The sequence below is a fragment of the Microlunatus phosphovorus NM-1 genome (assembly GCF_000270245.1).
Taxonomy (GTDB): domain Bacteria; phylum Actinomycetota; class Actinomycetes; order Propionibacteriales; family Propionibacteriaceae; genus Microlunatus; species Microlunatus phosphovorus.
In genome coordinates this window covers 228,203-243,724 of sequence record NC_015635.1, presented here as the reverse complement: position 1 = coordinate 243,724, position 15,522 = coordinate 228,203, and the positions used below count along the sequence as shown (strand labels likewise).

Genomic DNA, 15,522 nt, shown 5'->3' with positions numbered 1-15,522 from the left:
GCGGGGATGGCCTGACCGGGTGTCGGCAGCCGGGCTCGGGGGGTGTGGTGAGTTAGGTTCGTTCTCGTGCGGATTGCGGTCGCTCGGGAGACCGAGCCGGGAGAGACCAGAGTTGCGCTCGTCCCCGAGCTGGTCGGTCGGTTGGTCAGTGCCGGGTACGAGGTGGCCGTCGAACCCGGCGCCGGGCGAGCGGCATTGCTCGACGATCAGGAGTACGCCGATGCCGGCGCGACCGTGAGCGACAACGCGCTGCACGGTGCCGGCTTGGTGCTGAGTGTCCAGCCGGTCAAACCGGAGGCGCTGCGCTTCTGCGCCCCGCGCGCCGCCACGGTGTCGTTCCTGTTCGCAGGTCGCCACGCCGATGAGGTGGCCCAGCGGCAGTCCGCCGGCATCACCACTTTCGCCATGGAGCAGGTGCCCCGGATCTCGCGGGCGCAGTCGATGGACGCGCTCAGCTCGCAGGCGCTGGTCTCCGGCTATCGCTGCGCGATCGTCGCTGCCGGGCGACTGCGCGAGTTCTTCCCGCTGAGCATGACCGCTGCCGGTACGGTCCGGCCGGCCCAGGTGCTGGTGCTCGGTGCCGGGGTCGCCGGGCTGCAGGCCATCGCCACCTGCCGGCGGCTGGGCGCGGTGGTGAAGGGGTACGACGTGCGAGCAGCCGCCGCCGAGGAGATCGCCTCGCTCGGGGCTACCGCGATCGACCTGGAGCTGCCCACCTTGGAGGGTTCCGGTGGGTATGCCCGCGAGATGACCGAAGAACGGGCCCAACTGCAGCGGGAGCGGCTCGCTCCCCACATCGCCGCCGCCCACGCGCTGATCACCACCGCCGCCGTGCCCGGCCGCCAGGCACCGCTGCTGGTGACCGCCGAGATGGTCGCCGGGATGCGTCCTGGTTCGGTGGTCGTCGACCTGGCCGCCGATTCCGGTGGCAACGTCGAGGGCGTGGTCGCGGGCAGTGTGGTCAATGTCCCAACTGCCACCGGACACGGCAGTGTCCAGCTCTGGGGCGGCGCAAACGTACCTAGTCAGATGCCGGCGCCGGCCAGCCGGCTGTATGCGCAGAACGTCGTCAACGTGATCCAGCTGATGACCCGCGATGGGATGTTCGATCCTGACCTCAACGACGAGATCGTGGCGGGGATGCTGGTGACGCACCCCAGCCTGGCAGCCCAGGCGGCACCGACCGAGATCGCACCCGCCGAGACCGTGGACACTCCCGAGAGGCTCGAATCATGACCGAGGCCATCACCTGGCTCACCATCTTCGTGCTGGCGGCGTTCGTCGGCATCGAGGTGATCTCCAAGGTGTCCTCGACGCTGCACACGCCGCTGATGTCGGGGGCCAACGCCATTCACGGCATCATCTTGGTGGGCGCGATCCTGGTCGCCGGGCACACCGACAGCACGCCGATCCTGGGGCTCAGTCTCGTCGCCGTCGTCTTGGCCGCCATCAACCTGGCCGGCGGATTCGTGGTCACCGACCGGATGTTGCAGATGTTCATCCGCAAGCGGCCGGTCAGCGGCGGCGATCAGCGACCCGGAATCGAAGGCTGATCACCGATGCCACCAGTCTGGGCCCAGGTCGTCTATCTGGCTGCCGCCGTCTGCTTCATCCTCGCGCTGAAGGGTCTCTCCTCACCCAAGACGGCCCGTCGCGGCAACCTGATCGGTGCTGCGGGCGCCACGTTGGCCACCGTCACCGTGCTGATCTCCGGCAAGCTCGATCACCTGCTGCCGATCGGCATTGCCATCGTCGTCGGCATCGCGATCGGCACGATCGGCGCCTACCGCGTGCAGATGACCCAGATGCCGCAGCTCGTCGCGCTGTTCAACGGCGTCGGCGGCGGGGCGGCGGCAATCGTCGCGCTGGTCGAACTGCACGAGATCTCCGAGCGCGGCGGTGCACCGACCTTCCATCTGATCGCGACCGCGCTCACCATCATCATCGGCTCGGTCTCCTTCACCGGCTCGATCGTCACCTTCCTCAAGCTCCAGGAGCTGATGACGACCCGGCCGATCACGTTCGCCGGCTACCCGATCCTGTACGGGCTCGCCCTGCTGTCGGCCATCGGCTTCGCCGTCTTCCTCGCCCTGTTCCCGACCATGGTCGCCGGCATCGCGTTGGCGGTGATCGGGGCCGGCGTCGGCGTGCTGCTCGTGTTGCCGGTGGGCGGCGCCGACGTACCGATCGTGATCTCGCTGCTCAACGCGTTCACCGGCCTCAGTGTCGCCGCCAGCGGCTACGTGCTGGAGAACCCGCTGCTGCTGGTCGGTGGCACGCTGGTCGGCGCGGCGGGCACCCTGCTCACCAAGCTGATGGCAACGGCCATGGGGCGCTCGCTCGGCAACACCTTGTTCGGCGCGCTGAAGGGCGGTTCCACGCTGGGGGCCGGCGAGGCCAGCCAGCGACCGGTCAAGTCCACCGGACCGGCCGACGTGGCGATCCTGCTGGCGTACGCCAACCGGGTGATCATCGTCCCCGGCTACGGCTTGGCGGTCGCCCAGGCCCAGCACACCCTGCGCCAGCTGGTCGACGTGCTGACCGAGCGCGGCGTGCAGGTCGACTACGCCATCCACCCGGTCGCCGGCCGGATGCCAGGCCATATGAACGTGCTGCTCGCCGAGGCTCAGGTGCCGTACGCGCAGCTGCGCGAGGCCGACGAGATCGACTCGGAGTTCCGCAATGCCGACGTGGCCCTGGTGGTCGGCGCCAACGACGTGGTCAACCCGGCCGCCGAGACCACCCCTGGCGCACCGATCTACGGCATGCCCATCCTGCACGCCATCCAGGCCCGGCAGGTGATCTTCCTGAAGCGGTCGATGCGACCCGGCTTCGCCGGCATCGAGAACGAGCTGCTGTACGAGCCGCAGACCTCGCTGCTGTTCGGTGACGCCAAGGACAGCCTGGCGAAGGTGCTGGCCGAGGTGAAGGCCCTGTAGCGATCAGGACCTGTAGCGATCGGACCTGTGGGGATCAGTCCGCAGAGGGTTCGCTCAGCCGGGTCAGGCACATCTCGGCGTGCCGACGGGCCCTGTCGCTGGTCCAGTTCCATACCTGGTCAGCCGCAGGGGTGCCTACCTCGGCCAGCGCATCGCCGAAGGCGTCCGGGAAGCCGGCGACAAGCTCACGTGCTCGATGCCTCACCTCGTCCTCGGAGATGTGCAGCTCTCTCGCCAGCCGAGCCCACTGCTTGGCGTGGATGTCGTTGATCCGGCGACGGCCGCCGATGGAGAGCGCCAGATCCCGGTCGAAGCCGCCCCGGTCGTACGGAAGCGCCGACGCGAGGTCGTACAACGGAGCGAGCCGGATATCGCTGGCCGACGGCAGGATCTGGATGGAGAGGTTCTTGGCGTGCCCGTCGGGCGCCTCCGCCGCGTAGTTGATGAGCACGAAGTCAAGCAGTCCGGAGATGTTCCGCGACTTCTCATACGCATGCAGACTCAAGGTCTTGACCATCTCTCGGACGCTCGGCCCGCTGTTCTCCTCGTACTTGCGCTCGGGCATCCGACCGAGCGCCTGGCACATGTCCTCCTGGTGCAGGCGCAGGACTTGGTCCCGTGAGCCTCGGAGTCGGTCGAACCGTTCGACGACAATGGCCGGGCGGCCGGCGAACTCGGTGTAGGTGGTCCGCGCGACGTTCACTCCGAGTGTCGCGGCCGCCCGCATCGTGGCGTGTTCCACCAGTGCCTGGTAGGCCAACCGCCCGATCCCCGGTTTGATGATGTGTGTAGTGGGCGCAGTCCCTTTCGCCTCGGCCCAGCCCTGCTCCGTACGGGCGAGCGCGAACTTCGACTGCTGGCCGGCCAGCGACCAATGCTCCCCTGGCCTCGTCCATGAGGCATCGTCGTCTCGCAGCCGATCTAGCCGGGCCGCGATGTCGGAATCGGTGACCTGGACGAGGAGGCCTGGGCGTCGAAGCATCTCCTCGAGGCGCTCGGGCAGCGTGAACTGGACAGCACCCGGGCAGTCCCAGCCGGCCTTCGACAGCAGCGACAGGGCGTCTGGCTGCACGTCCAGCTCACGAGCCATCCGTCGACGCACCTCGGCGTTCTCGGGGAGCATGCCTTCGAGGAAGGGCAGGACGACACGGCTGGGATAGACGGTTCCCGACGGCGGCATGTTCACCGACAGCGGAGGCGCGTTACGCGGATACTCGGGGTCATAGTGGAAGACCGGACCCCGCGGACCTCGATCGAGCTGGCCGATCACTCTTCCGTACAGCACAACGAGCAGGGCAGGACCGGTCGACGGCTCCGTCATGCGAGGCCAGCCCGGCGGAGTGCTTCGGCCAGCTCAGGGTCGACGTCCGGCGGGGTACGCGGCACCACCGCCAGGGAGAGATCCAGGGCGGCAAGTGTCCGCATCAGATACTCGATCTCCGCCTTGCGGTGACCGGACTCAACCCGGGCAAGCCAGGCGCGGGAGACGCCGGCCCGTTCGGCCAGTGCGTGCTGAGTGAGACCTGAGCGGGCTCGACCGTCGCGGATGACCCGGCCCAACTGGACCCAGTGGTCCACCTCCTCGACCGCCGCCATCCTCGGGCTCCCTTCGAATATCTACGTTCATAGACAAGTGCAACTGTCTACGTTCGTGTACAACTGCGGCTTGTCCACGAACGATGACAATCACACTAGTCCACGTTCGTAGACAAGTCACCGGCGGAGCCGTCAGGGTACGCAGCGAGATTGAGAACCGTGACAGATGCGTGGCTCAATGGCTGCACAAGCCGCGACACGCCGCTCTCCGCCGGTTGAGCCGCACGTCTGTCCCGATGTGGGCATCGACCCTCGGCGTCACGAGCTAATGAGTGCTCACTCACTGGTGCGTGGATGTTGTTTCCCGGCACCCGAAGCAACCACAGCGCACCAGTGGATGTAGCGAGCCGACGCCGGACGAGCAGACGACGGCGGTGCTGCTGGGCTAGGCGTCGTTGCTCCGGGAGCCCTGACTCATCCACCGGCGGAGCAGAACGCGGATCGCCGAAGTAATTATGACTACCGCAGGCTCCCGCTCGTCCGAGCACCTCACTGCCATCCTCGCTGGTGGCGCTACCCGGATCGAGAAACATCCTTCTATACAAAGGTCTTCTCCTGCCCTTGGGCCCTCGACCCGCGATACCCAGCTGGCGACGCTGCCCCGCCACCTCTTGTGAAACGCAATCGTTTCAAACAATCTGCCAAACCTGTCTTTACAAGTTCTCGCAGGCCTTGCTAGTTTCAACCATCTGCTGCGGAGCCCAGCAACGAGGCTGAAAGAAGCTGTGAAGGGGAACCCATGACATCCATCCGCATCGACAAGCTCAAGATCACCTACGGCGACACGACCGTGATCTCAGAACTCGACCTGATGATCGAGAACGGCGAGTTCTTCACTCTGCTCGGACCCTCGGGATGCGGCAAGACGACGCTGCTGCGCGCGATCGCCGGATTCATCACGCCCGCCAGCGGACACATCGCGTTCGGCGAGCAGGACGTGACGAAGATCCCGACCTACCGACGCAACATCGGCATGATGTTCTAGGACTACGCGTTGTTCCCGGACAAGACCGTCGCCACCAACGTCGCATACGGGCTGAAGGCACGCAAGACGCCACGGGGCGAGATCGCGGGCCGGGTCTCGGAAGCCCTGGAGCGGGTCGGCATGGCCGGGTTCGCCGACCGGCTGCCGGGCGCGCTTTCCGGCGGACAACGGCAGCGGGTCGCACTGGCCCGGGCGCTCGTGATCAGACCGAGCGTGCTCCTCATGGACGAGCCGCTGTCTGCGCTGGACACCAAGCTGAGACTCCAGATCCGCGAGGCGATCTCCGACCTGCAGCGCGAAGTGGGCATCACGACCGTGTTCGTGACCCACGATCAGGAAGAGGCGCTGTCGATGTCGGACCGGATCGCGCTGTTCCGCACCGGCAAGATCGAACAGCTCGGCACTCCTACCGAGATCTACCAGTCACCGGTGTCCAGCTATGCCGCGGACTTCATCGGCGCCGCGAATGTGTTGTCTGTATCAGTTTCGGCCGACGCAGTGCAGACCCCGGGTGAGTCCGTCACCGTCACTCTCGGCCAGGTGCCGCTGCGCGGTGTGCGTCGGACCGAGCTCGGCGTCGGGGACGCGTACGCGATCGCCCGCCCGGAGCACCTGCGGCTGGTCGCGGCCGGCGCCGCGGCCGACCCATCGGTCACCGCCGTGGCCGGCGAGGTCGTCCGCCAGCAGTATCTCGGCCACCGGCAACAGCATCGGGTTCGGTTGTCGACCGGAACGGTGATCGAGACCTCCGAGCCGGCCAGCAGCAAGGGTTTCGCCGCGGGCGACCGGGTTTCGGTGCTGTTCCCGGCACACGAGACCCTGGTGATGGCGTCATGAGCGTCCAGACCGAGCCCGACACCCAGGTGCCGACCCCGACCCCCGCTCGGCGGAAGGAACCACTCGAGATCTCACCATGGCTGGTCCTCACCCTGGTGGCGGTGGCGCTGTCGCTGATCTTCATCGTCTGGCCGATCCTGAGCGTGCTGCTCGGCTCGCTCTCCGGCGGTGGGCTCGGCGGTTGGGTCGAGTTCTTCACCGGCGGGGAGTATCTACAAGCTGTCGGCAACACCTTGCTGCTCGCGGCGATCGTCACTGTGCTGGCCACCGCGATCGGCGTCTTCCTCGCCTATTTCACCTCTCGCTTCAAGTTCTGGCTGAAGGCCGTCGTTGCGGTGCTGCCGATCACCGCGCTGCTGGTGCCCGAGGTGATCGTGACCCAGGCATGGCTGATGTTCCTGGGGAACAACGGCTTCCTGACCCGGTTCATGCGCGACCAGTTCGACATCGCCCTGCCGACGCTGTACGGCTGGCGAGGGCTGATCCTCATCCTGCCGCTGCTCTATTACACCTATGTCTATCTGGGCACCCTCGCTGCCTTGAAGAGCTTCGACTCGCAGCTGGAGGAGGCGGCGATGAGCCTCGGCTCCTCTCCCCTGGCGGCCCGGCTGAAGGTCATGATCCCAACCATTCTGCCGGCCGTCGGGGCGACGTCGATCCTGGTGTTCACCCTGACCATCGGCAACTTCGCCACCTCGGCGATCATCGGCGGCAAGGTGCCGCTGCTGGCGCCGCTGACCTACAAGGTGTTCCTCGCCGAGACCGGCGGGAACCCGATGATGCAATCCACGCTGGCCACCGTGTCGATCGCGATCGTCGCCCTCATCCTGTTCATCCAGCGACGGACGGTCGGCCGCCGCAGCTACGAGATGGTGCAGGGCCGCTCCTGGGTGCCGATCAAGCTGCGTGGCGTCCAAGGTGTGCTGCTCTCGCTGATCGCCGCTGTGCTGCTGATCGCCTCGACGCTGCCGATGGTGATGGTCACCGTGATGGCCTTCACGGTCAGTCGCGGGCCGGTGTTGCGGTGGGGCGAGTTCTCCCTGGACAACATCCGGCGAGTCCTGACCCGGGAGCCGCAGCCGATCCTGAACACGATCGCGTTCGGCGCAATGGCCTGTCTGATCGGCATCATCGTCAGCATCGTGATCAGCGTCGTGATCGTGAAGAAGAAGAATCCCCTCACCCCGGCGCTGGACTACATCATCATGCTGCCGATGGCGCTGTCCGGCACCGTGCTGGGCATCGGCATGATGACCGCCTTCGGCAGCGGCCCGATCACCCTCTCCGGCACCACCGCGATCATCGTGCTGGTGCTCGTCGTCCGCCGTCTGCCACACGGGATCCGCAACTCCTCGGCGACCTTGCACTCCATCCCGAACTCGCTCGAGGACGCCTCGGTCAGCCTCGGCGTACCACCGTTCCGATCGTTCCTGAAGGTCGTGCTGCCGCTGATGGTTCCCGGCATCGCAGCCGCCACTGTGCTGACCTGGACGACCATGATCGCCGAACTGTCGGCCTCGTTGGTGGTCTATTCCGCCGGCAAGGAGACCATCACGATCAAGGTGTTCCAGTTGATGAACACCGGGCTGAACGGTCAGGCCGCAGCCTACGGACTGATCCTGACGCTGCTCGCGATCGTGCCGATCGTCATCGCAACGAAGGTCTTCAAGATCAGGCTCTTCGGCTGATCCCTCTCATCCCCCTACTTCCGCGTCAGCTGACTCCAGTCAGTTGATTCGCATCCACCTCAGAAGTGATCTCCGGTCAACCCCCGGAAGCCCCAGCACCCCTGAAGCACGGAAAGGACTCTCATGAAACTCACCAGACTCACCAAGCTCGGCGCCGTGGCGGCGGTGGCCGCCCTCGCGCTGACCGGCTGCGGCGGCAGCAGCAGCGGCGGCGGAGAGACAGGCGGCGGCGAGAACACCGCTGTCATGTACAGCTCCAACAACGAGACCACGATCGGCGTGGTCGTCGATCAGGCCGCCAAGGCGGATCCGAAGCTGAAGGTGGAGGTCGTCACCGGCAGCTCGGGCCCGTTGCTCGAGCGGATCAAGGCCGAGGCCGGCAAGAACAGCGCCGACGTCTTCTACGGTGCCCCGGCCGCCACCCTCGAGGAGTACGCCGACCTGGTCGAGCCGTACGAGTCGCCCGAGGCGAAGGCGATCCCGGAGAACCTGGTCGACCCGGAGCACCGCTGGACCGCGACCAACGTGCACGTCGTGGCGTTCATGGCGAACACCGACCAGATCGACAACAAGACCGCACCGAAGACCTGGAAAGAGCTCACCGACCCGAAGTGGAAGGGCAAGCTGATCGTCGCCGACCCGGAGCAGTCCACCACCGCGCTGACCGCCCTCTACGGTGCCTACAAGGTGCTGGGTGAGGCCGACTTCAAGAAGCTCGCCGCCAATCTCGAGGTGTCCGCAAGCTCGGGCAACGTCTATCCGGCGGTGGCGAACGGCGAGTACGCCGTGTCCATCGGCTACGAGTCGAACATCTACCCGTACGTGGCCGGTGGCCAGGCGGGCGTGGAGATCGTCTATCCCTCCGACGGCACCTTCGTCGAGGAGGACTCGGTGATCATCATCAAGGATCCGGCTCATCCGGACGCCGCGAAGCAGCTGATCGACACCATCCTCGCCAAGGAGACCCAGGAGGAGCTGCTCGCCCAGTCCTACCGGCGACCGAGCCGATCCGACATCGATGTCAGCCAGTTCGTCGAGTTCCCCAAGCTCGAGGACCTGACGATCGTCGACATCCACGCCGACGAGGACACCAAGGGCCGGACGGACTTCCTCAAGTTCTGGAAGTCGGTGTCCTGAGCCTCGAAGGTTCCTAAGCATCGACGGTACTGAGCTGAAAACGGACCGTCCTTGAAAGGTACGGGATTGATCCAGATGTCCTTCTCCGAACACCCCTTCTCCGAGCATCCACAATGCGATGAGTTCGTAGGCTTCATCGAAGAACTGGCCGACGCGGCCCGCGTGGTCCTCTCCAAACGGCTCAACGACAGCCGGTTCGAGACCAAGGACGATGCTAGCCCGGTCACCGAGTTCGATCGTGGGGTCGAGCAGACGCTTCGTTCGATGATCCGTGACCGGTATCCCGAGCACGGCATCATCGGTGAGGAGTTCCCGCCCGAGAACCCCGATGCCGAGTTCGTGTGGATCATGGATCCGATCGACGGCACGAAGTCCTTCGTCGTGGGGATCCCGGTGTTCACCACCTTGATCGCGCTCTGCCGGCACAGCCGACCGGTGATCGGGATCATCGACGCAGCATCGACTCAGGATCGCTGGCTCGGGGTGGATGGACGCACCACCACGCAGAACGGCGTGCCGGTGCACACCAGTGGGCGCACCACGCTCGACGGTGCAACGGTCTCCTGGAGCAACCCGGAGGTGGTACTCGAGGAACAGCGCGCCGGCCGCGATGTCCTCAACAGCCGTACCGCGTGGCGGGTCTTCGGGGCTGCTGCGTACGGGGTTGGCCGACTGGCCTCGGGCGCACTCGATATCGCGGTGGAGAGCGGCACGGTGGGCGCGTACGACATCTGCTCGTTCGTGCCGATCATCGAGGGTGCCGGTGGCGTGGTCACCGACGGCTTCGGTGGCCCGGTCACCATCGCGACTCAGTTGACCTGTGTCGCGGCTGCCACCCGAGAGCTCCACGAGGAGGCTATTCGCGTCCTGAATGGATGAGTTGGACATCCTGAGTTGGACATACTGGGCCACGGCGCCCCCTCCGCACCGGTAGGGTGGCGCCGTGGCCGCCAGCCAGCCGTTGTATAGCCAACTTTATGACGTTCTCGCCGAACGGATCCGCTCAGGAGACTGGGAGGAAGGCAAGCAGCTGCCGAGCGAGAAGGCCCTGGTCGCCGAGTTCGGCACCTCGCGCGGACCGGTGCGACAAGCGCTCGCCAAGCTCCGCACCGAGGGACTCGTCGTCGGTGGGCGTGGCGCGCCCCCGCGAGTCCAACGCGCAGTCCGTTCTCAGTCGTTCGACACCTTCATCTCGTTCACGGAGTGGGTCGAGGAATTGGGCCGTACGCCGGGTGCAAAGGTCATCGAACTGACCCAGCGGCTGGCCGACGAGCGCCTGGCCCGCGACCTCGACATCGCCGTGGAAAGTCCTGTTGTCGCCGTGGTCAGGCTGCGCCTGGTCGATGGCGAACCGGTCATGTTCGAGCGCAGCGTGTACGTGATCGACGCCGGGCGGCACCTGCTCCGCGTCGACCTGGAGGCCGAGAGCATCTATCAGACACTGCGGAACCAGGGGATCTTCCCCACCCGGGCACATAACGTGATCGATGCTGTCGGTGCCGGCGAGATCGAGGCACGCTGGCTCGAGGTCAAACCGGGTAGTCCGCTGTTGCGCGTGCGCCGCACCACCCTCGACCAGCACGGCACGGTCCTCGACATCGCCGACAATCGCTATCTGCCCAACAAGGCGAACTTCGCCGTGGACAACAGCACGCTCAATCCGACACCGCTGACCCGCATCGCCGTCGACGATGCGGGCAGCGGTGGATGATCAGTCCTCTTCGTCCTCGTCCACCTTGACGGACAGGACGGGAATGGGGCTCTGCAGCAGCAGTTGCTGGCTGATGCTGCCGAGCAGGGCCTTGCCCACCGGCGTACGGCGCTTGAGGCCGATCACCAGCCGGCTGGCGTTGTACTCCGAGATCACCGCCAGCACACCGTCGACCTGATCACTGGTAGGTGACAGGGTCAGGACGGTGACGCCCTCGTAAGCGCTGATGTCGAGATGTCCCCGACCGAAGTTGACCGCAACCACGTCGGTGTCGAACAACTTTGCCTCGGCGACCGCGGCCTGGAGCGCGAGGGTTCCTTCGGCGCTGTCCGGTACGGCGACGACGACTGTCATTTCTTGCATTCTCCTTGATAGGGGTTGGTTGACGTCTCAGGCAAAGCACCTCTGCGCGAGTAGCTGAGCATCGACCCAGCCTCAGCAGGGAGCACGACCGCAGACATAAATCATCATACGCCGATTTTCTGAAAACCGACATAGCTGACGGCATTTATTCTGACAATGCCTACATAGAGCCACTCAATGGGCGCGAATCGACGGCACACGACTCAATCAAGCAAGACATTTCTGGGCGAGCAGGTGGGCAATGGCCCAGTCTTGCAGGGCTACGCCGACAGACTTGAACACCGTACGTCCGGTTCGCGCCGGCACCCCGCCGCCAAGGGCGTCAGACAGCTCGATCAGGTCGCTCTCGGTGATCGCGCCGCTGCCGATGGCGTGCAGGACCTCGCCCGACTCCTCGAGGATGGCCTCCAACTCGTCGATCACGACCGTGGCGTCGGCAAGCAACTCATCGGGCAGCTCGCGCATGGTGGGACGGAAGGCCCCGATGGCATTGACGTGGACCTCCGGGGCCAAGGACTCCAGGCAGAACAACGGAGCGGTGGCCGTGGTCGCGCAGCAGACGATGTCGGCATCACGGACGCTCTCGTCGGCATCGTCGCTGACCCTGACATCGGTGATGCCCAACTCGCTGCTGGCGAGGGCGGCGAGTTGTTCAGCTCGCTCCAGGTCGCGGTCCACCACACGCAAAAAGGAGAGCGGCCGGACCGCATGGACGGCACGCACCTGATCGGCCGACTGACCACCGGCCCCGATGATGGTGCAGGTGCTGGCATCGGCACGGGCCAGCAGGTCGGTAGCGGCACCGGTGATCGCGCCGGTGCGCAGAGCCGTGACCGCGGAGGCGTCGGCGACCAGATGGTCGGTCCGGTTGAGGTCACTCCAGACCACGGTGCCCACGATCGCGGGCGTCCGACCGGCGAAGTTGAGACTGAGGGTCTTGATCATGGCCGACTCGGTGGGCCGATGGTGGGCCGACATCACCAGGAATTGGCCGTCCCGCAGGGCAGTTCGGGTCGGCATCTCGAACTCACCACGACCGAGCGCGAGGAAACCCTCCCGGACAGCCTGAATGGCATCCTGCATGCTGACCAGAGACCGGACCTGCTCGGGTCCGACGGTAATGACCTCCATTGATGACTCTCCTCGTACGTGGACTTACTGCTCCTGCCTGTGCAATTGTACAGTACAATTTCTCTGATGAAACTACCTCTGCTGCTCCGGATGGGATCAACACAGAGGAGTGACACAGTGGCCCCAAGCAACAGCCCAGCGCAGTGACCTCGATAGGAGGATGGAGATGACCACGGTCGAGACGGTCGACTATCACACGGCGGGTGAGCCGTTCCGCATCGTGCAGCCGGAGACAACGATCCCCGGCGCCACGGTGGCCGAACGCCGAGTCGCCGCGATCGGTGACGACGCCGTCCAATCGCTGCGCCGGCTGCTGTGCTTCGAACCCCGCGGCCACGCCGACATGTACGGCGGCTTCCTGGTGCCGCCGGACGACGAGGACGCCCAATTCGGAGTCTTGTTCTGGCACAAGGACGGCTTCTCGACTGCGTGTGGTCACGGCACGATCGCACTCGGCGCGTGGGCGATCCACACCGGGCTGGTGAGACCGGATCCCTCCGGAGTCACCGATGTTCGGATCGACGTTCCCTCCGGCCGGGTCACCGCTCGGGTGCGTACCGATGGTTCTCAGGTGGTCGGTGTCGACTTCATCAACGTGCCGAGCTATGTGCTGCACCGCGATGTGCGCGTGCCGACGTCGCGCGGTGACGTCGTCGTCGATGTCGTGTACGGCGGCGCGATCTATGCCCACCTCGAAGCCTCGAGCGTCGGTCTCAGCGTGACACCGGAGAACTACACCGAGCTCATTGCGATCGGGCGCGAGGTGAAGCATCGACTCAACGGCAGCGAGTACGCCGTGCATCCGGAGGATGAGCGTCTCAGCGGCATCTACGGCACCATCGTGTTCGACGATCTCGGCTGCACCGAGGACGGCGAGCTGCGGCAACGCAACGTGACGGTCTTTGCCGACGGCGAGGTCGACAGATCTCCCTGCGGGTCCGGAACGGCCTCCCGGGTCGCCAACCTGGCGTCGGCCGGCCGGCTCGTCCCCGGTCAGGACCTGGTTCACGAGTCGATCGTGGGCACCGTCTTCCGGGCTCGGATCGTCGCCGAGCTCTCGGTTGGCGACCGCCAGGCGGTCGTGCCCGAAGTCAGCGGCATGGCCTACCGCACAGGCCGGCACACCTTCGAGCTCGACCCGGCCGATCCGCTCGGTGAGGGCTTCGTGCTCCGCTGATTCAACCGCGCCTCCCGAGAAGACCGTCGGCGAAGACGACCAGGCCGTTGGTGCCTGCTCAGCTCGGGTCGGTAGCTGACCTGCGGGCCTGGTCGGTGGCCCAGATGGTGCGCGTGTGGGAGAGATGAACGCGGGTCAGTTCTTCCAGTCCGCTCCGGTCCCGAGCCACAGCGAGGTCGATCATCTGCATGTGCTCGCGGGTGGACTCCACCAGCTTGCCGGAGCGGGCCAAGGCTTCGAGCCCGAAGAGCCGGCTGCGGGAACGAAGCTGGCGCACCACGCGCACGATCTCGTTGTTGCCGTGCAGGGCCAGGAAGCGGGTGTGAAACTCGGTGTCGAGTTGGAGATAGCGGGTGATCTCGTCCGTCGCGGCAGCGGCTTCCAGGTCACGGGCCAGCGCCCGCAGCCGGGTCAGCTCGGGCTCCATCGACGACTCGTACGCCGCGGCGACGGCCCCCATGGTGGGCACCTCGAGCAGCAGTCGGGCTTCGGTGAGCTCATCCAGCTCCCGATCGGACAGCTCGGTCACCCGGAAGCCCTTGTTCCGGATCGGGACGACCAGGTCCTCTTTGACGAGATCGAGCATCGCTTCACGGACCGGCGTGGCGGAGACGCCGAGCATCTCGGCGATGGCCGGTGCCGAGTAGAGCACGCCAGGCTTCATCTGGCCAGCGATCAGCGCCGCGCGGAGCGCCTCGGTGACCTGATCGCGCAGACTGCTGTGGTGGGCCCGGTCCGGGAGGTGCAGCCCACCGTCGTCGAAGGTCACCCGGTTGTCGAATTTGTCGAAGGCACCGTCGCGGAATGTCGCGGGCATGAGCCTCCTCGAGTTGTGCTGGACCGGACGCCGCCTCAGGCTGCGATCGGGGCTGACCGGTCCAGTCTCCCTGTTTACTCGACAGTCTGCTCTGTGGCCTAGTGCCCGCACTAGTGCCGTGCAACCCCGGCTGGGTTGTGGTCGAGGGCCAGACAGCGCCCACCTTGCTCGGGGCCAGCTTTCCGCCGCGACGCCCGTGCTGCGAGGATGACTGGGTGGTCGAGGTCGCGGCCGGCGCCTACGCAGACGAGATGGTGTCGCGAGTCAGCAACGACCCTGCAGGCCGCCTGGCGTTTCTGCGTGACCTGTATCGAGTGCCTGCCGCGGTGGACCAGGGCTACCTCCCCTACCGCCGAGCGGCGGCGGCTTTCATGGGCTGGCAATTGCGACGTGGCCTGCTGAACCCCGATTCCCATTCCGCGCCCGGCAGCCTGTGGTGGCGCACGGTGAACGACTCACTGCTCCGAGACACCTGCGAAGCATCCGCAATCGCCTTCGGACATCCCGGTGAGCCGCGCACCGCGAGCGTGGTGGCGACTCTCGACTTCATCCGGGCGCCAAGCAGCCGGTCGTGGTACCGGGCTCACAACATGACGATCGCCGCCGCATACCTCTGCAACGAGGAGCTCGCCCGGCGCGAAGGCCGGGTGGAGCGGTTCTTCCTCAACCTCATCCTGGTCCGAGTCATGTACGCCCATGCTCTGGTCTCCGCACCCAAGCTCGCCCTGAGCTGGCTCGCACCATGCGGTCGACTACTGGGTGACCCACGACTGGGCATGACCGGCATCTTTCTGTCCCTGTCACGCATCCTGCCGGACCGCTATCCCTTGGACGACGATGTGGGTCGGCATACCGCAGCCGAGCACGGGCTGGGGCACCTGCTGGACGTCGGCATGATCGTGCCGAGACTCGCGCAGCTGTACGACTGGTCGGCCTACGTGCTGCGCCTCCCACGGCTCGGCCGACTCCTCGACCCCGTATCCGGCATCCCCAGCTACGCCTGGGACCCAGCTGACGCAGGGGTCTGGCGCCCAGCGCCGTCTCGGCTCGCTCGCCTCGCACGGCAGGTCCTCCCGGTCTGACCGGACTGCTCTGACCGGGCAAGCAAAGTTGACCTGACTCGGGGCTTCGGCCACCCGTG

At 66.1% G+C, this 15,522-nt stretch carries 15 protein-coding genes and 1 pseudogene; 11 read left to right on the top strand and 5 right to left on the bottom strand.

The annotated features are described in order from the left end of the window. Window positions 1-66 precede the first annotated feature (66 nt). Genes MLP_RS01115 through MLP_RS01105 form a run of 3 tightly spaced genes read left to right on the top strand, consistent with a single transcriptional unit; the run spans window position 67 to window position 2,939 of the window. Window positions 67-1,236, top strand: coding sequence for an NAD(P) transhydrogenase subunit alpha (locus tag MLP_RS01115; RefSeq protein ID WP_013861139.1), 1,170 nt, complete (start codon window positions 67-69; stop codon window positions 1,234-1,236). After that, the gene (locus tag MLP_RS01110; protein ID WP_013861138.1) at window positions 1,233-1,553 is read left to right on the top strand and encodes an NAD(P) transhydrogenase subunit alpha; all 321 of its coding nucleotides are present in this window, start codon (window positions 1,233-1,235) and stop codon (window positions 1,551-1,553) included. Before MLP_RS01115 ends, MLP_RS01110 begins: the two co-directional genes overlap by 4 nt. A gap of 6 nt (window positions 1,554-1,559) precedes the next feature. Further along, a complete protein-coding gene (locus MLP_RS01105) occupies window positions 1,560-2,939 on the top strand; it encodes an NAD(P)(+) transhydrogenase (Re/Si-specific) subunit beta (RefSeq protein WP_013861137.1) in 1,380 nt (459 codons plus the stop codon). Window positions 2,940-2,973: 34 nt separating this feature from the next. Here the strand turns inward: MLP_RS01105 and MLP_RS01100 are convergent, their stop codons facing one another. Both MLP_RS01100 and MLP_RS01095 read right to left on the bottom strand, forming a co-directional pair. Next, window positions 2,974-4,260 (bottom strand): type II toxin-antitoxin system HipA family toxin, encoded by a 1,287-nt coding sequence (locus tag MLP_RS01100; RefSeq protein ID WP_013861136.1) that lies wholly within the window; start codon window positions 4,258-4,260, stop codon window positions 2,974-2,976. Next, window positions 4,257-4,535, bottom strand: coding sequence for a helix-turn-helix domain-containing protein (locus MLP_RS01095; protein WP_013861135.1), 279 nt, complete (start codon window positions 4,533-4,535; stop codon window positions 4,257-4,259). The genes MLP_RS01100 and MLP_RS01095 overlap by 4 nt, the downstream gene beginning before the upstream one ends. Before the next feature lie 739 nt (window positions 4,536-5,274). Here MLP_RS01095 and MLP_RS28775 point away from each other — a divergent pair. From MLP_RS28775 to MLP_RS01070, 6 genes and pseudogenes are all read left to right on the top strand, one after another. Further along, window positions 5,275-5,745: pseudogene (locus tag MLP_RS28775) on the top strand (ABC transporter ATP-binding protein); the annotation flags it as partial. Next, a complete protein-coding gene (locus tag MLP_RS28770) occupies window positions 5,743-6,357 on the top strand; it encodes an ABC transporter ATP-binding protein (protein WP_331442793.1) in 615 nt (204 codons plus the stop codon). The pseudogene MLP_RS28775 and the gene MLP_RS28770, both read left to right, overlap by 3 nt. Then, window positions 6,354-8,045: an ABC transporter permease gene (locus MLP_RS01085; RefSeq protein WP_013861132.1), complete on the top strand. Its 1,692-nt coding sequence runs from the start codon at window positions 6,354-6,356 to the stop codon at window positions 8,043-8,045. The genes MLP_RS28770 and MLP_RS01085 overlap by 4 nt, the downstream gene beginning before the upstream one ends. A gap of 123 nt (window positions 8,046-8,168) precedes the next feature. Further along, window positions 8,169-9,182: an ABC transporter substrate-binding protein gene (locus MLP_RS01080; protein ID WP_013861131.1), complete on the top strand. Its 1,014-nt coding sequence runs from the start codon at window positions 8,169-8,171 to the stop codon at window positions 9,180-9,182. 75 nt (window positions 9,183-9,257) lie between these two features. After that, window positions 9,258-10,061: an inositol monophosphatase family protein gene (locus tag MLP_RS01075; protein WP_013861130.1), complete on the top strand. Its 804-nt coding sequence runs from the start codon at window positions 9,258-9,260 to the stop codon at window positions 10,059-10,061. 64 nt (window positions 10,062-10,125) lie between these two features. After that, window positions 10,126-10,893: a GntR family transcriptional regulator gene (locus MLP_RS01070; RefSeq protein ID WP_013861129.1), complete on the top strand. Its 768-nt coding sequence runs from the start codon at window positions 10,126-10,128 to the stop codon at window positions 10,891-10,893. On the opposite strand, the gene MLP_RS01065 is transcribed toward MLP_RS01070, so the two are convergent. Then, window positions 10,894-11,247 carry a universal stress protein gene (locus MLP_RS01065; protein WP_013861128.1) on the bottom strand — a complete coding sequence of 118 codons (354 nt, stop codon included), beginning with the start codon at window positions 11,245-11,247 and terminating at the stop codon, window positions 10,894-10,896. It lies immediately after the preceding gene. Between the two features lie 216 nt (window positions 11,248-11,463). Then, window positions 11,464-12,387, bottom strand: coding sequence for an ornithine cyclodeaminase family protein (locus tag MLP_RS01060; RefSeq protein ID WP_013861127.1), 924 nt, complete (start codon window positions 12,385-12,387; stop codon window positions 11,464-11,466). A 166-nt stretch (window positions 12,388-12,553) separates the two neighbouring features. Between MLP_RS01060 and MLP_RS01055 the strand changes: the two genes are divergently transcribed. Then, a complete protein-coding gene (locus tag MLP_RS01055) occupies window positions 12,554-13,564 on the top strand; it encodes a proline racemase family protein (RefSeq protein ID WP_013861126.1) in 1,011 nt (336 codons plus the stop codon). A gap of 58 nt (window positions 13,565-13,622) precedes the next feature. On the opposite strand, the gene MLP_RS01050 is transcribed toward MLP_RS01055, so the two are convergent. Next, window positions 13,623-14,381: a GntR family transcriptional regulator gene (locus MLP_RS01050; RefSeq protein ID WP_013861125.1), complete on the bottom strand. Its 759-nt coding sequence runs from the start codon at window positions 14,379-14,381 to the stop codon at window positions 13,623-13,625. Between the two features lie 215 nt (window positions 14,382-14,596). Between MLP_RS01050 and MLP_RS01045 the strand changes: the two genes are divergently transcribed. Then, window positions 14,597-15,463, top strand: coding sequence for a hypothetical protein (locus MLP_RS01045; protein ID WP_013861124.1), 867 nt, complete (start codon window positions 14,597-14,599; stop codon window positions 15,461-15,463). Window positions 15,464-15,522 lie beyond the last annotated feature (59 nt).

What these genes read in the sequence shown, in the direction of transcription:
- MLP_RS01110 (WP_013861138.1), top strand. Translation starts at nt 1,233, where the DNA reads ATGACCGAGGCCATCACCTGGCTCACCATCTTCGTGCTGGCGGCGTTC.
- MLP_RS01105 (WP_013861137.1), top strand. Translation starts at nt 1,560, where the DNA reads ATGCCACCAGTCTGGGCCCAGGTCGTCTATCTGGCTGCCGCCGTCTGC.
- MLP_RS01100 (WP_013861136.1), bottom strand. Translation starts at nt 4,260, where the DNA reads ATGACGGAGCCGTCGACCGGTCCTGCCCTGCTCGTTGTGCTGTACGGA.
- MLP_RS01095 (WP_013861135.1), bottom strand. Translation starts at nt 4,535, where the DNA reads ATGGCGGCGGTCGAGGAGGTGGACCACTGGGTCCAGTTGGGCCGGGTC.
- MLP_RS28770 (WP_331442793.1), top strand. Translation starts at nt 5,743, where the DNA reads ATGGACGAGCCGCTGTCTGCGCTGGACACCAAGCTGAGACTCCAGATC.
- MLP_RS01085 (WP_013861132.1), top strand. Translation starts at nt 6,354, where the DNA reads ATGAGCGTCCAGACCGAGCCCGACACCCAGGTGCCGACCCCGACCCCC.
- MLP_RS01080 (WP_013861131.1), top strand. Translation starts at nt 8,169, where the DNA reads ATGAAACTCACCAGACTCACCAAGCTCGGCGCCGTGGCGGCGGTGGCC.
- MLP_RS01075 (WP_013861130.1), top strand. Translation starts at nt 9,258, where the DNA reads ATGTCCTTCTCCGAACACCCCTTCTCCGAGCATCCACAATGCGATGAG.
- MLP_RS01065 (WP_013861128.1), bottom strand. Translation starts at nt 11,247, where the DNA reads ATGACAGTCGTCGTCGCCGTACCGGACAGCGCCGAAGGAACCCTCGCG.
- MLP_RS01060 (WP_013861127.1), bottom strand. Translation starts at nt 12,387, where the DNA reads ATGGAGGTCATTACCGTCGGACCCGAGCAGGTCCGGTCTCTGGTCAGC.
- MLP_RS01055 (WP_013861126.1), top strand. Translation starts at nt 12,554, where the DNA reads ATGACCACGGTCGAGACGGTCGACTATCACACGGCGGGTGAGCCGTTC.
- MLP_RS01050 (WP_013861125.1), bottom strand. Translation starts at nt 14,381, where the DNA reads ATGCCCGCGACATTCCGCGACGGTGCCTTCGACAAATTCGACAACCGG.